This window comes from Microbacterium zouquanmingi (assembly GCF_052266675.1).
Taxonomy (GTDB): Bacteria; Actinomycetota; Actinomycetes; order Actinomycetales; family Microbacteriaceae; genus Microbacterium.
On record NZ_JBQPRA010000001.1, the window covers coordinates 508,327 to 523,320 of the forward strand.

Annotated in this window: 12 protein-coding genes; 10 read left to right on the top strand and 2 right to left on the bottom strand. The window is 66.4% G+C overall.

The features are described 5' to 3' along the window. Nucleotides 1–205 precede the first annotated feature (205 nt). The gene (gene glsA, locus ACTU6V_RS02500; RefSeq protein WP_443474827.1) at nt 206–1,420 is read left to right on the top strand and encodes a glutaminase A; all 1,215 of its coding nucleotides are present in this window, start codon (nt 206–208) and stop codon (nt 1,418–1,420) included. 3 nt (nt 1,421–1,423) lie between these two features. Here glsA and ACTU6V_RS02505 read toward each other — a convergent pair whose 3' ends face one another. Then, complete coding sequence (locus ACTU6V_RS02505) at nt 1,424–2,215, bottom strand: class II glutamine amidotransferase (protein ID WP_443474828.1); 792 nt, start codon at nt 2,213–2,215, stop codon at nt 1,424–1,426. Nucleotides 2,216–2,369: 154 nt separating this feature from the next. On the opposite strand from ACTU6V_RS02505, the gene ACTU6V_RS02510 reads away from it, so the two are divergent. From ACTU6V_RS02510 to ACTU6V_RS02530, 5 genes are read left to right on the top strand one after another with little or no spacing between them, the layout of a single operon-like run. After that, the gene (locus ACTU6V_RS02510; protein WP_443474829.1) at nt 2,370–3,554 is read left to right on the top strand and encodes an aminotransferase class V-fold PLP-dependent enzyme; all 1,185 of its coding nucleotides are present in this window, start codon (nt 2,370–2,372) and stop codon (nt 3,552–3,554) included. Next, nucleotides 3,551–4,645, top strand: a complete 1,095-nt coding sequence (locus ACTU6V_RS02515) for an FAD-dependent oxidoreductase (protein ID WP_443474830.1) — start codon at nt 3,551–3,553, stop codon at nt 4,643–4,645. Before ACTU6V_RS02510 ends, ACTU6V_RS02515 begins: the two co-directional genes overlap by 4 nt. A gap of 1 nt (nt 4,646) precedes the next feature. Further along, nucleotides 4,647–6,146 carry a gamma-glutamyltransferase gene (locus tag ACTU6V_RS02520; protein ID WP_443474831.1) on the top strand — a complete coding sequence of 500 codons (1,500 nt, stop codon included), beginning with the start codon at nt 4,647–4,649 and terminating at the stop codon, nt 6,144–6,146. A 46-nt stretch (nt 6,147–6,192) separates the two neighbouring features. Further along, nucleotides 6,193–8,217 (top strand): primary-amine oxidase, encoded by a 2,025-nt coding sequence (locus tag ACTU6V_RS02525; RefSeq protein ID WP_443474832.1) that lies wholly within the window; start codon nt 6,193–6,195, stop codon nt 8,215–8,217. Continuing rightward, nucleotides 8,217–8,780 (top strand): hypothetical protein, encoded by a 564-nt coding sequence (locus ACTU6V_RS02530; protein WP_443474833.1) that lies wholly within the window; start codon nt 8,217–8,219, stop codon nt 8,778–8,780. Before ACTU6V_RS02525 ends, ACTU6V_RS02530 begins: the two co-directional genes overlap by 1 nt. Before the next feature lie 9 nt (nt 8,781–8,789). Here the strand turns inward: ACTU6V_RS02530 and ACTU6V_RS02535 are convergent, their stop codons facing one another. Next, nucleotides 8,790–9,506 carry a GntR family transcriptional regulator gene (locus tag ACTU6V_RS02535; RefSeq protein WP_443474834.1) on the bottom strand — a complete coding sequence of 239 codons (717 nt, stop codon included), beginning with the start codon at nt 9,504–9,506 and terminating at the stop codon, nt 8,790–8,792. Nucleotides 9,507–9,692: 186 nt separating this feature from the next. Between ACTU6V_RS02535 and ACTU6V_RS02540 the strand changes: the two genes are divergently transcribed. The 4 genes from ACTU6V_RS02540 to ACTU6V_RS02555 are packed head-to-tail and all read left to right on the top strand — an operon-like array spanning nt 9,693 to nt 14,985. After that, nucleotides 9,693–10,592, top strand: a complete 900-nt coding sequence (locus tag ACTU6V_RS02540) for a PDR/VanB family oxidoreductase (protein ID WP_443474835.1) — start codon at nt 9,693–9,695, stop codon at nt 10,590–10,592. Nucleotides 10,593–10,643: 51 nt separating this feature from the next. Next, on the top strand, nt 10,644–11,981 hold the full coding sequence (locus ACTU6V_RS02545; RefSeq protein ID WP_443474836.1) for a Rieske 2Fe-2S domain-containing protein: 1,338 nt from the start codon (nt 10,644–10,646) through the stop codon (nt 11,979–11,981). After that, nucleotides 11,974–13,503: a glutamine synthetase family protein gene (locus ACTU6V_RS02550; RefSeq protein ID WP_443474837.1), complete on the top strand. Its 1,530-nt coding sequence runs from the start codon at nt 11,974–11,976 to the stop codon at nt 13,501–13,503. The genes ACTU6V_RS02545 and ACTU6V_RS02550 overlap by 8 nt, the downstream gene beginning before the upstream one ends. Nucleotides 13,504–13,518: 15 nt before the next feature. After that, nucleotides 13,519–14,985, top strand: a complete 1,467-nt coding sequence (locus ACTU6V_RS02555) for an aldehyde dehydrogenase family protein (protein ID WP_443474838.1) — start codon at nt 13,519–13,521, stop codon at nt 14,983–14,985. Nucleotides 14,986–14,994: the final 9 nt, after the last annotated feature.

Below are 14,994 nucleotides of genomic sequence, written 5' to 3' on the forward strand. Positions count from 1 at the left end.
ATCTACCGCGCAGCCGTCGTCCTCAGCACCTTCACCGCCTGGACCAGGCTTTGTCACACGCCCTAGGAGCAGGGCAGCGCAGAGCTTGCAGGTGAGATGGTCGTCGATTGTGATCGTGAGGCACGGCGTACGTATGTCCGCGTGAGCGTTTGGACAAAATGTATGCAAAAAGCTGTAGTATGGATCCAATCACGGAGTCTATGCCGTGAATCAGTCTGGAGGCCTCGTGCGTGATGCCTTCGTTGATCTCCTTGATGCACGCCTCGATATCGTCCGCGATCAGCGCGACGGCGAGGTATCGAGACACATCCCTGCGCTCGCGGAAGTCGATCGGGAACTGTTCGGAATCGCTATGGGCGGCGCGCACGGCGAGGTGATGGCGGCTGGCGATGACAGTGCGTCCTTCACAATCCAGTCGGTGTCGAAGCCCTTCGTGCTGGCGTTGGCGCTGGAGCGGTTGGGTCGGGATGAGGTTCTGGGCATGGTGGGCGTGGAGCCCAGTGGTGAAGCATTCAACGCGATCAGCCTCGAGGCCGGCACCGGAAGACCGGCCAATCCGATGCAGAATGCGGGCGCGATCGCCACCACTGCGCTGGTGGAACGAGGATGCGGCAGCGCGGCGATCGTCGAGGGGCTCGCGGCCTTCGCCGGACGACCTCTCGCTGTGAGTGAGGCCGTGTACGAGTCGGAGCGGGCGACGGGCCACCGCAATCGAGCCCTTGGCCACCTGCTGCGTTCACACGCCGTCTTCGATGGCGACGTCGACGAGGTGCTCTCGACGTACTTCCGGCAGTGCTCGCTGCTGGTCACTGTGCGAGATCTTGCACGGATGGCGGCGACACTCGCCTTCGGCGGTCGCAACCCGGTCACGGGGGTGCAGGTCGTTTCCGCGATCGTGGCGAGGGATGTGATGTCGATCATGGCCAGTTGCGGCATGTACGCATACTCGGGGGAGTGGATGCTGCGGGTCGGTCTGCCGGCCAAGAGCGGCATCAGCGGTGCGGTGCTGGCGGTGGCACCATCCCAGTTCGGGGTGGCTGCGTACAGTCCACGTCTCGATCGCCACGGCAACAGTGTGCGGGGCACGGCGCTCGTCGAGCTCCTGTCGCGAGACCTCGGCCTGCACATGTTCGAGAAGCAGGATGGCATCGCTGATCTTCGCGTGCGTACGCGCGAAAGCGCGGAGGCGCTCGTGGTCAGCGTTGCCGGACAGCTGAATGTGAGTGGGGTAGGGGGCGTCTTGACGGCGGTCGAAGAGGCGCTGGCATCGAATCCGCGGGTCGTTGTCGAACTGCGCTCGCCGAAACGGGTGCATGCGGCGGCGCTCGAGGTGCTCACCGCACGTGCGCAGCGAGCGCCGGATCGTGTGCAGGTCGTGAACGCAGCTGGAGCGCGCACCGCGGGGCGAGATCTGAGCTGACGACTACAGCGCCGTATGTGACACCTCGGCCGCGGTCATTAGAGTTAGCGAATCCTGCGGGAGCGCCTGCCAGCCGTCCTGTGCAATCCCCGTCGTCGACACGATGCGCGTTCCTGATTCCGTCGTCGTCATGCGCATCACGTTGTACTCTTCGTCGTGGCCAGGGGGCAGCCGCTCCAGATCGGCACCGCTGCTCGCGAACGCGGCGAGCGGAGCGGCAGCTGTTCCAGGCGAGTGCACCACCCAGAGTCCATCTGCGGTGAGGAGCATGGCATTGAGGCATGCGTCGGGAAAGTGTGCACGCATCATGCGCACGGTTGAGGCGATCGAGTCCGCCGCTGCTCCCCGCTCCTGTGCCTCCCGCGGCGCACGCAGGACAAGGGCAAAGTATACTTCGCTGTCGGTTGTCCCCTGCAGCTCACTACGTTCGTCGGTCGACAACAGCGCGAGTGCGCGATCGCGCGGCGCGATGAGGCCGTTGTGCTGGAACGCCGCGCCATGGCGCCGGAAGGGCTGCGAGTTGGCGCGGGATGCGGGTGCGCCTGTGCTCGCGAAGCGCAGGTAAATGATGCGCGCGGATGCAGGGTTCGCCGACTGCTCGATGAGGTGCCGAGCGGACTGCGGCGGCCGGCGGTCGCCAGTGGAGCGGATGGCGCCGGTATCGCGTCGCCACGCAGTGCCCCACCCGTCGGCGTGTAACCGTGATAGTTCGGCGAATTGCGTTATCGACTCCGGGCCCAGCGCGTCGGCGGAGCTCAGTGGCTTCGGCGCGACAAAGGCGATCATTCGTGACATGGCGCTCCCTGGTGGTGCTCACTCTATCCAAAGTGGATCCATATATGTTACTTTTGGATCCTGTTAATAGACCTGGAGGGGCATGAACTCGATGCCGGCGGCGAACGCCGCAGAAAATGATGTTGCACCTTCGACAATCGAAGGAGCAATCGATGTGGCGCGCGAGCGCGGCCGCACCCTCGGCGCTGCCGAGTCGCACCACTTCAATGCGGCCGGCGCTGCGTTGCCCTCGGCGGCGGTCGTCACCACGGTGGTTGACCACCTTCGTCTCGAGGAGACAATCGGTGGGTACGAAGCGGCGGCACTTGTCAAGGATGAGTACGAGGGAATCTACGCGGCGGCGGCGGCGGTGCTCGGCTGTGATCCAGACGAGATCGCGCTCTTCGACAGTGCGTCGACAGCCTTGCGTGTCATCATCGATGCCCTGCGGCCAGCGCCTGGAACGCGCATCATCGCCTCGCGCAGCACCTATGTCAGCCACGCCCTTCATCTAATGACTCTCGTGCGAGAAGGCGGCGTCGAGTTGCTTATCGCGCCGACCGACGCGTCGCGATGTGTCGACCTCGCGGCTCTGGCCGACGTGCTCGCCGACGGACGGCCGACGATCCTGAGCGTGGCACATGTTCCCACGTCATCCGGGCTCGTCGAGCCGGTCGTCGAAATCGGCGACCTCGCCCGACAGTATGGAGCGACGTACCTGCTCGACGCCACCCAGTCAGTCGGCCAACTCTGCGTCGACGTGCGGCAGATCGGCTGCCACGCGCTGGTCACGACGGGCCGCAAATTCCTGCGCGCACCGCGCGGCACGGCGCTCGCCTACGTCGACCGGGCATTCGGCGCATCGCTCGCGCCGGCGGCACCGGATGTGCGCGGCTCGCGCTGGTCGGCTGAAAGAGACTGGGAGGTCGTCCCCGGTGCCCGGCGGTTCGAGACCTGGGAATCAGGCGTCGCCGCGCGGCTAGGGCTCGGCGAGGCGCTACGCGAAGTCATCGAGCGCGGCATGCCGGCCACCGCCGTGTGGCTGAGCGAGACGGCCGCGACCGTGCGCACGGCACTTCGCCGGCTTCCCGGCGTCGTCGTTGTGGATCCAGACGGATGTACTTCCGGCATCGTGACCTTCGTCGTGGGCGGCATCGCGTCCGATCAGGTCGTGGCGCGGCTGGCAGAGCGGATGGTCCGGGTAGTCTCGGTGCCGGCATCGCACGGGCAGTGGGATCTCGGGGACCGCGCGATCGAATCCGTCGTGCGCGCGTCGCCGCACGTGTATAACGATGAACAGGACATCGCTGCACTCATCGAGGGTGTCGCAGCCCTCGCGCAGGAGGTGAATCGGTCGTGAGCACGTTGGATGCCGAGGTTCTCATCCTCGGACTGGGCGTTCACGGCAGTGCGGCCGCGGCAAGCCTCGCGCGGCGCGGCATCGACGTGATCGGCGTCGACCAGTTCACGCCGGGCCACGTGCGCGGCTCGTCTCATGGGCGCACGCGCATGATCCGTCACGCCTACCCCAATCCGGTATGGAACGACCTGGTCGATCGCGCATTTGAGGGGTGGGCCGGCCTGGAGCAGGAGTCGGGTCTCACACTCATCCACCGCACCGGCGGAATGTACGCACATCGCGGTGAGGCGCAGTTGCAGGGGCCGGGATGCATCACGCTCGACGATCGTCGGGAGATGCACGACCTCATGCCGGGCTTCGCCGTGCCCGACGGCTACCGCGCCGTCTACGACCCGACGGCCGGTGTCATTGAGGCCGAGCGTGCGCTGCGCGCCTTCCAGAACTCGGCCTCATCGCACGGCGCGGACCTGCGCTGGGGCGTCCGCGTGGACGGCTGGGAGACGGACGCGCGCTCCGTCGTCGTGCGCACGGATACCGGACTTTTGCGTGCGCGACGCCTCGTGATCGCCGGGGGAAGCTGGATGAGTACCCTCGTGCCCGAACTCGCGGATCTTCTCGAGGTGTGGCGGATCCTGACTCTGACGGTCGCGCCGGGGCAGGAAGTCGGCGTACCGCCCTCGCTCGGTGCGTTCTCGGTCGACCGCGACGCCGGGCTCACCTTCGGAATCCCTGATGTCGACGGCAACGGCGTCAAGGTGGGTGTCGATGCTGGAGCGATCTGGAACCCCGCCGTCCCCGTGACTCCACCCACGGAGGAGGAGACCGGCGAGCTGCAGGCACTGCTCAGCGCCTTCGTCCCGGGCATCGACACCACGCCTCTCGAACTCACCGCGTGCCTCTACACGATGACCGCAGACATGAGATTTACCATCGGCGCTCTGCGTCGCGCGCCCGAAGTCGTGATCGCCTCAGCCTGCTCGGGGCACGGGTTCAAGTTCGCGCCCGCGGTCGGCGATGCACTCGCCGACCTCGCGACGGACATCGTCCGCGAAGACCTCGCATTCGTCTCTACCGCCCGACGGGAGCTGTAACATGCCGATCGCCCTCGCCGCTCCGCACCCCGAGGCCGTTGCCGCGGGAGAGCGCGCCGCCCAACGGGGTGGCAACGCCCTCGATGCAGCCCTCGCCGCCGCAGCGATGCTGACCGTCGTCTATCCTCACCAGTGCGCCCTCGGAGGTGACCTCATCGCTCTCGTCCGCTCACCCGACGGCGAGACCACGGCCGTACTGGCGGCGGGCACCGCGCCCGCCGCGGTCGAAGCCATCGCATCCACCTGGAGCGAGGTGCCCCGGCAGGGCGCCCACTCAGTGACGGTGCCCGGGACGGTCGCCGGCTGGCATGCCATCGCAGGCCTCGGCGCCCGCTACGGACTGTCCCCGGCGTTCCGGGATGCGGCTGAGGCGGCAGAGCGGGGAACGCTCGTCAGCGCGGGACTCGCGCGGGCGCTGGCTTCCCGCGCGGACGCCGTGCTGGCGAATCCCGGGATGCGAGGTGTCTTCGCCGGTGCGGGCGCACTGCTTGCCGAGGGCGACGTCCTGCGGCAGCCTGCCCTCGCCGCGACGATGAGTCGCCTCGAAGTAGACCCGGGCGACTTCTACGAGGGACGGACGGCTGAATCTCTCGTACGGACGCTGCGGGAGGCGGGCGGACTGCACACGGCGGAGGACTTCCGCGGCTACAAACCGGAGGTCACCCCCGCCCTGACGCGGCAGGTAGGGCGTCGGACATGGCACGTCGCCCCGCCGCCGTCGGTGGGCCCGGTGCTGATCGGAGTGGTGAGCGCCGCGGAAGACGGCGAGTCCCTCATTCCCTCCGCTCCGCGCCTGGTGGATGCCGCGCTCAAGGGCGTGCACGCACGATCCGCGCACCTCGCCGATCCGCGAGCGGTACCGGTAGATGTCGAGGCGCTGCTGCGGCTCGATTCCAGTCAGTCCCGCTTGTTCACCGAGCCGCCGCCGCTCGGCGACACGGCCGCCGTAGTGGCGCTGGATGACGAGGGATGGGGCGTGACCATCGTACAGAGCGTGTATCAGACGTTCGGGTCTGGGCTGCTCGATCCCGATACGGGGGTACTCTTCCACAATCGCGGCAGTGCGTTCAGCGCTGACCCGTCCTCGCCCGCCTTTATCCGCCCCGGCGCTCGGCCGCCGCATACGCTGTGCCCGGCGATCGTCGACGCAGAGGAGTCTCTGGTGGCCGCCGGATGCCAGGGCGGCCGCGCGCAAGCATGGATCCTGTCGCAGTTGCTTCCCGCGGCGGCTTCGTCGTCAAACCGGCTGGAAGAGGTGCTGGAGCGCCCTCGCTGGGTCGTCGGAGACCGGGATCTCGGGCAGCCGCAGCTCACTCTCGTGGCAGAGCCGGGCGTGGCGGAAGACGCCGTTGCCCGGGCTCGGGAGCTGGACATCCCCGTCGTATGGTTTCCCGGGCGCGCAGACGAGGCTGGACACGTTCAGCTGGTCCGTCGGATCAACGGCTCGTTGGAAGCGGCCAGCGACCCGCGGGCCGACGGCATCGGAACAGTTTTCGGTTGAGACAATTCGCCGCGAGCATCGCGGCGTTCGAAGGAAGGAAGATGTGATGGAGGCCAACAGGTTGCCTGATGTCGCAAGTGCTGAGATGGGAGAAACCGTGGGTGCTGCCCGGCATTGGACTGAGCCGCTGGTTCCGGCGGAGATCGGCGAAGTGGCCGCGCTCGTCCGTGCGGATGCCAGGATCGGCGAGAACCCGCGATTCTGGGGCATGGCCGTGGAGGAGGCGCTCGCTCGCTCCCTCATGCCTGGCCAGGGTAGGCCCGTGCGTCTCGTGGTCATGAATCCCGACGACCGCGCAGCGTGGGAGGTCACCGGCTGGACGAGCGGAACGGACCGAGAGGCATCCCTCGGTTCCTGGTCGCCCATCGACTCGAAGCGCCCCGGCGTGTCCTCCGAAGAAGCGCGCATGATCGCACAGGCTGCACGCAACCACCCGCTGCTCAAGGAAGCGCTCGCCAAGCGGGGGATCACCGACACATCCCTCGTCTGGGTCGACCCGGAGTCGATGACCGGCTTCGAGCCAGAGGGGCTCGAGGACCGCCGGCTGTCATGGGGGTCGGTCTGGTATCGCGAGAGCGCGGACGACAACGGCTATGCGCGGCCCATCGCCGGGCTCGTGCCGATCCTTGATCTCGAGACGCTGGACATCATCCGGCTCGAGGACCACGGCATCATCCCCCTCACCACAGAAGGTGGCAACTACCGTTCTGGAACGTGGGGACCCGACCGTGAAGTCGCGCCTCTCGATATCACCCAGCCAGACGGTCCCGGCTACCAGGTGGATGGCAACCGCGTGACGTGGCAGAACTGGTCATTCCGGGTGGGATTTACCCACCGCGAAGGACTCGTCCTGCACGACATCGAGTATGCCGATGGGGATGCCGTGCGCACAGTGCTGCGCCGCGCCTCGATCAACGAGATGTACGTCCCATACCTCGACCCCGACCCCACGGCGTATCGGAAGAACTTCTTCGACTGGGGTGAGTACGGCGCGGGCCCGCTGACGGCGTCGCTGGAACTCGGCTGTGACTGCCTGGGTGAGATCCGCTATTTCGACGCCCATGTGCTCGACGGGTTCGGCGTGCCCCAGACCATCACGAACGGCGTCTGCCTGCACGAGGAGGACAACTCGATCCTTTGGAAGCATGTGAACACCCGAATCGGCGAGGGGGATACGCGGCGCTCGAGACGGCTCGTTGTCTCGTTCTTCGCCACTGTCGCCAACTACGACTACGGCTTCTACTGGAGCTTCTACCAGGACGGTGCGATCGAGCTGGAGGTGAAGCTCACGGGCATCCTGTCCGTCTCGGGCATCGCCGACGGCGAGATGCCGAGGACCGGTCGTATGGTGAGCCCGAATGTGCAGGCACCCACGCACCAACACTATTTCGCCATGCGTCTCGATACGGCCGTCGATGGGCCGCTGAACCGGCTCGTCGAGGTGCACGCCGAGGTCGAGGAGGATGAGGAGCTCAACCCGTACGGCAACGCCTGCAAGATGGTGTCGACCACCATCGCGTCGGAGCGGGATGGAGGGCGCAGCGCCGATAACACGCGAGCCGTGCACTGGCGCATTGAGAACACGGAGAAGAAGAACCGCTTCGGCGAGTCGACCTCCTACCGCCTTATGATGCCGAACACGACACGCCTCTTCGCCAAGCCGGGAAGTATCGCCGAGCGAAAGGCGCCCTTCGTGTCGAAGCAGGTCTGGGCGAGTGCCTACGACTCGCGGCAGCGCTACATCACGGGTGATTACCCGAACCAGGCTGAGCTCGAGGCGGAGGGTATTACCGACTGGCTGAAGGCCGATCGTCCTCTCGACGGCGCTGAGCTGGTCGTGTGGCCGGTCGTGGGGGTTCACCACTACCCGCGACCGGAGGAGTGGCCGGTCATGCCAGTCGCCCGGATCGGGTTCCGACTCGAACCCGACGGGTTCTTCACGAGGAATCCGGCGCTCGATGTCCCGCCGTCCGAAAGCGGTGCGAGTTGCCATTCTCCCGCTGAGGCGGCTGCCCCCTGCGACCATCATGGTCATGATGCGCACGGTAGCGACGGGCACCACGGGCACTGATGTTGGGCCAACTCCTGCATGCGGGTGCCCTGGCCGCGGCCGCTATCGGCGCATGCTGCGTCGTGGCGGGCCGCCCGGGTGCTCGCTTGCAGGAGTTTGGAGTTGCGGCTCTCATGGTCGTCGCGATGGCCGATGTCGTCTTCAGTTGGGGGCTTTTGGCTCCGGTGTGGTGGGCCGCCCTGATGGGTGCGGTTGCTCTGCTCTCCCTGTTGTTGCCTCTGCCTCGGGTGGTCGGCCCCGCGGGTCGAGTGTCAGTCCGTGACGAACGGGCGCTTGACGCCTTGGGAGGCGTCCTCATGGGGGCGATGCTGCTGGTCATGACGGGCGGTGAGCCGGTGGCTGGCGGTGAGCCGGTGGCTGGCGGCGGTCACGCGGGCCACGGCAGTTTGTCAGGGATGCTGGCCGCGGTTCTCGTGGCCGCCAGCATCGTGTTCCTTGCGGCATCCGTGTACATGGCGCGGGCGATGCCGCGGGCAGATTCGCCTGTCGCGGTAATCCGTCGGATTCCGTCGCTCGCGATGGCGTCGTCGACGGCGCTGATGGCGGGCGCGCTCGTCTTTTAATGCCCTTGTTCAGCCGTTGAAGACTGTCGAGGATCGGCGTTCGTACCAGCGTGCGAGCTGTTCTCCGGCCTTCTGAACGTGGTCCCGCATCTCGGCCCGAGCCGCTTCCGCGTCCCCTCGGCCGAGGGCATCGAGGATGCGTTCGTGTTCATGGAAATTCGCTTCGCGGTGTCGGTTGTCGTTGGTGAGTACCTGTGCGGACACGTTGCGGGGAAAGGTCTCGTTTATCTCGTCGATAGATCGGGCGAGGCGGAAATTGCCGGAGAGATCGGCGATGGTGCTATGGAAGATGTCGTTCTCCTGGCGGCTACCGAGTGCCGTTTCGTCGTCTCGCTCGCTTTCAGCGACGGAACGCTCGTACATGGCGCGATTTGCTGTACGAAGTCGCTCGATGTCGCTCTTCGCGACGTGGTCCACGGACAGCGCGGCGGCGAGCCCCTCTAGTTCGGCGCGCACCTGGTACGCCTCGCGGACCTCCCACGGTACCGGCACCCTGACGAGCGCCCCGCGATTGGGTACGACGTCGATGAGCCCGCCGGTCTGCAGTTGCCGCAGCGCCTCGCGCACCGGTGTGCGGCTGACACCGAAGTCATTAGCCAACTCCGCCTGCCGCAGTTGCGATCCGATCGGTATCTCACCGGACATAATTCGCGCGCGAATCCGTGCTGCGATGCCGTCGACGAGCGCGTGGCCCGAATTGTCGGCCGGTGGATTCTCCTGACTCACTGTCTCTCCTCTGCGTCCGCTTGCGAGCACGACGCGATTGAACGTTATCAGAATGCCCCTGCCGGACGATACAACCCTTCGCGCGGTGTCCACAATTCCACAATATTGGATCCATATATCCTGTGTTAGGATCCAACCATGGTCACGGTAGACAGTCGGCAGGAATTCTCGGCTCGCGTACGGTCGATGACTCTCGAGTCGGACGACATCCTGTCGCTTGAGTTCGAACCGCTCGACGGTGTCGTGCGGTCGTGGACGCCGGGCTCGCATATCGACCTCGTCCTCCCTGGTGCTCCGGTGCGCCAATATTCGCTCTGCGGCGATCCTGAGTCCGGCCGGTTGCGGATCGCGGTTCTGCGCGAGCAGCACAGTCGAGGCGGGTCGAAGGCGGTGCATGAGGCGGTTCGGCCCGGGGATGAGGTCGTCGTCCGAGGGCCGCACAATCACTTCGAGCTCGAGCCCGCGGCGGATTACCTCTTCATCGCTGGTGGCATCGGGATAACTCCGATCCTGCCGATGGTGCGGGCGGCGCACGCGCAGGGCGTGCCGTGGCGCCTCGTCTACCTCGGGTCGACTCGACGTCGGATGGCGTTCCTTGAAGAGCTCGCGCGCCTGGAGTGTGGCGAGGTGACAATCGGGGCACGGGACGAGGGATCGCGAACGGATCTGGTGAGCGTTGTGGCTGCCCACCCCCACTCCGCCGTCTACGCATGTGGTCCTGAGCGCATGCTGAGCGCGCTGCAAGAGCTCCTGCAGGCAGAGCCGGAGCGGCTGCACCTCGAGTACTTCGTTGCGCCGGAGGTTAAGTACGCGCCAGGCGGCGCCTTCTCGATCCGTCTCGCGCACACGGGCGTGGAGCTGAGCGTGGAGCCCGACCAGAGCGTGCTTGAGGTGATGCGCGACGCGGGCGTGGAGGTACTCACCGACTGCGAAGAGGGCATCTGTGGCAGCTGCGAGACCCGCGTCCTGGAGGGAGAGATCGAGCATCGAGACTTCGTGCTGACGTCTCAGGAGCGCGCACACATGGACTGCATGATGGTCTGCGTTTCGCGCGCCAACTGTTCACTGCTGGTGCTCGACACGTGAACATCGGTGGATACAATCACCAATTAATCGGATCCTGAAGGGAATATTGCGATGCTGAAGCAGGAAGATAACGAGAAGGTCACCAAGTCGGGACCCGGTACGCCGCTAGGAAATCTGTTGCGGTCGTACTGGCAGCCGGCGGCGCTTGTGTCCGAGATGCCCGGTGAACGCCCTGTCAAGGCCGTCCGCATCATGAGCGAGGATCTCGTCCTGTTCAAGAAGCGCGAGGGCTGGGGGCTCATTAGTCGCCACTGCGCCCACCGTGGTGTCGATCTCTCCTTCGGGCGACTGGAGGAGGACGGCATCCGCTGCCTCTACCACGGATGGCTGTATGACGGTCAGGGGCGATGTGTTGAGCAGCCCGCCGAGGCCGACCACAGTCAGTTCCTCGGCAAGATCCGGATCGCGAACTACCCCTGCGTTGAGAAGAACGGCATCATCTTCACTTACATGGGAGCCGGCGACCCGCCCCCGTTCCCCCACTACGACTGCTTCGTGGCGCCCGACGAGTACACCTTCGCCTTCAAGGGCCTGTGGGAGTGCAATTGGCTGCAGGGGCTCGAGGGCGGCATCGACCCGAGCCACGTGTCGTTCCTCCACCGTTTCATGGAGGAGGATCCTCGCGACACCTACGGTCAGCAGTTCGCCGAGGAGGTCGAGGGCACAGGCAAGAAGCTCTCGATGCTCGTGGGCGAGAGCTACCGCCCGGACATTGAAGTCGAGAGCGCGGATCACGGGCTCCGCGTGTACGCAGTGCGTCAGCTCACCGAGGAAATCAAGCACGTCCGCGTGACCAACCTGATGTTCCCCAACGCGTTCGTCGTCCCGTTCGGTAACACGAAGGTGTTCACGCAGTGGCACGTCCCCATCGACGACGAGCACCACTACTGGTACATGATCTGGTACGACTTTGCCGAGACGACCGACAAGGACACACTGCTGCAGCAGCGACTCCAGGGAGTGTCGCTTCCGGACTACCGGCCCGTGCGCAATCGCAGCAATAACTGGGGCTTCGATCCCCAGGAGCAGAAGGAGCTCACTTACACCGGCATGGGGTTGGACATCAACGTCCACGATCAGTGGGCGGTGGAGAGCATGGGACCGGTCCAGGACCGCACGGTGGAGCGGCTCGGAATCTCCGACCGCGCAGTCACCGCGAACCGCAGGCTCCTGCTGCGCGCGATCGACTCCTTTGCGGCCGGTGGGGAGACCCCGTCGCACCCCGTGAGCGAGGAGGAGGCGGCGCAGCTGACGGGGCCGGTTGCGATGGACACGATCGCCGCGAACGACGCGTGGCAAAAGCGCTGGCTCGAGCGGGAGCAGGAACGACGGGATGCCTCGCCGTGGGCGGGACCGCATGCGAACGTCGAGGAGCAGATCGATGCGTGAACGCAACGTCGACGAACGCCCGTTCGCGGAGAGCGGGGGCGGCGTCTCGGCCCGCCCCATGCTGGCGACCGACCGCGGCGGCTTCATCGGCCGCCACGAGCTGTGGGATGAGGCGGCCTACGCCGCCGCCGGGCAGATGCGCCGCGTCGTGGACGAGCTCGGGATCGAGATGGTGCGATTCTCGTGCGTTGACCAGCACGGTATCTTGCGGAGCAAGACGATCGCTCGCGGCGCACTGTCTGCAGCGATGCGCGCCGGGGTCACGGCGCCGAGCTCCCTCCTGCTGAAGGACACCTCGGGTGAGTCGGTCTTCTCCGTGTTCTCGCCCGACACAGGCGTAGGCGCGATGGGATTCAGCGGGGCGGGCGACATGGTCCTGGTCCCGGACCCGGCCTCCTTCCGCGTGCTGCCGTGGGCGCCGCACACAGGCTGGATCCTGTGTGACCTCCACTTTCCTGACGGTTCGCCAGTGCCGTTCTGCTCCCGTACGATCCTGCGCAACGAGCTGACCACGCTTGCGGCGAAGGGCTACGGCATGACTGTGGGCGCTGAGCTCGAGTTCCACCTGTTCCGCTCCGACGACGACGCTCTGGACACCGAGCACATCGGCGCCCCGGGTCGTCCGGGAGCGGCATTGCCCTCAGCTCCGACGACGCGCGGATCGCAGCTGCTGCACGAGGAGGGCCTCGATCGCATGCAGCCGTTCGTCGACGCCCTCTACCGTGGCCTCACGATGCTCGACCTGCCGTTGCGCTCGATCGAACTCGAGTTCGGTCCCAGTCAGTTCGAGATCACTATGGAGGCGGGCGCCGCCACCGCCACCGCCGACGCCATCGTCCTGTGCCGCTCGGCCGTCCGGCGTATCGCCGCCGGACTCGGCTACCACGCGACCTTCATGTCAAGACCCCAGGGAACCGAGGGCGCCTCCACGGGGTGGCACCTTCATCAATCGCTGACGCGACTGGGGACCGGTGAGAACGTGTTCATGCCCGACACGCCGGATGCCGCGATGTCGCTGACCGCGTCGTCCTACCTCGCCGGCCTGCTGGAGCACGCCCCTGCGGCATCGGTGTTCGCAACCCCGACCGTCAACGGTTACAAGCGGTATCAGCCGAACTCGCTGGCGCCCGACCGCATTGCTTGGGGTATCGACAACAAGGGCGCCATGGTCCGCGCGGTCGGCGGTTACGGAGATGCCGCGACCCGGCTGGAGAACCGTTCCGGAGAGCCTGCCGCCAACCCGTACCTGTACATCGCTTCGCAGCTCATCAGCGGCATGGACGGTGTCGAGCGCGGCCTCGTGCCGCCGGCTCCGACGAACGACCCTTATCGCACTGACGCTCCTGAGCTGCCGTCCAACCTCGGTGAGGCGGTCGACGCGCTCGAAGCGGATGGCACCTTCCGGTCGGCGCTCGGCGATGTCGTGGTGGACTGGTTCGCGACGATCAAACGCGCGGAGTTCATCCGCTACCAGCGCCATGTCTCCGATTGGGAGCAGCGCGAATACTTCGACATCTTCTGAATGAAAGGCGAACCAATGAGCATCCGAGCCTCCGTTCCCACCCTGCCCGACTTCGAGCCCTTCTTCTGTGCAGGAGAGTGGGTGCAGGCGGGAGATCGTCAGCGCCACGAGGTCACTGACCCCGCGACGGGCGAGGTGCTGACCAGTGTCGCCCAGGCGACCGACGCTGACGTCGACCGTGCGGTGAACGCTGCCGTAGAAGCGCACGCCGACAAGCGGTGGCGTGGGATAGATCCGCTCGAGCGGACGCGCATCCTGAACCGCGTCGCGGATCTCATCGAGGAAGAGCTCGAGGACATCGCCATCCTCGAGACGCGCGACAACGGCAAGCCGATCGAGCGGTCGCGTGCCGATGTCGGCAACGCCGCCCGCACCTTCCGCCACTTCGCGGGGGCGCCGTCTCGCATCGATGGGAAGGTCATACCTATCGACGGGGGCGCGCACCATGTCTACACGACGCTGGAGCCCGTCGGCCCGGTCGCGATCATCCTGCCGTGGAACTTCCCGTTCATGACGGCGGCGTTCAAGATCGCCCCGGCACTGGCGGCCGGATGCCCGCTGGTTGCCAAGCCGGCCTCGTACACTCCGCTGTCTCTCCTGCGCATGGGGCGCATCCTCGAGCGCGCCGGAGTGCCGGCGGGAGTCGTCAGCATCCTGACCGGTGACCGCAGGGTCGGAGAGGCGCTCACGACGCATCCGGGCATCGCGAAGATCACGTTCACTGGTTCCACCGAGGTCGGGCGCACGGTGGCGCACGCCGCCGCGGAGGACTTCACTCGCGTGACACTCGAGCTCGGGGGCAAGAACCCGAACATTGTGTTCGAGGACGCCGATCTCGACGCTGTGGTGGTCACGGCGATGCGAGCATCGTTCGGTCACTCCGGGCAGATGTGCACGGCGGGGAGCCGCCTGCTCGTGCAGCGCTCCATCCTGACCGAGATGAACGAGCGCATGGCCGCGGCTGTGCGCAAGGTCACGATGGGTGACGGCCTCGATGGCGGCATCACCGTCGGCCCGGTGGTTTCGGCGCAGCAGCGCGACAGTGTGCTCGCCTACGTCCGGAAGGGCGTCGATGAGGGGGCCACCCTCGTGGCGGGCGGTGGGACACGCGAGCCGGGCTACTACGTCGAGCCGACCCTCTTCACGAACGTGACCAACGACATGACGATCGCCCGTGAGGAGATCTTCGGACCAGTGGTCGGCATCATTGCGTTCGAGGACGAAGCCGACGCCGTGCGGATCGCGAACGACACCCCGTACGGGCTGGCGGCGGGCGTGTGGACGAAGGATGTAGGACGGGCACACCGCATGACGCGGGCACTGGATGTCGGCACGGTGTGGGTGAACACCTACAACATCTTCGATCCGGCGCTCTCGTTTGGCGGCGTCGGGGGCTCCGGCGTGGGACGCGATCTGGGGGATGAAGGCCTGCGCGGCTTCCTCGAACCCAAGAGCGTCGTCATCGCGGTGCCCGAGGCCTGAGAGGTGCGC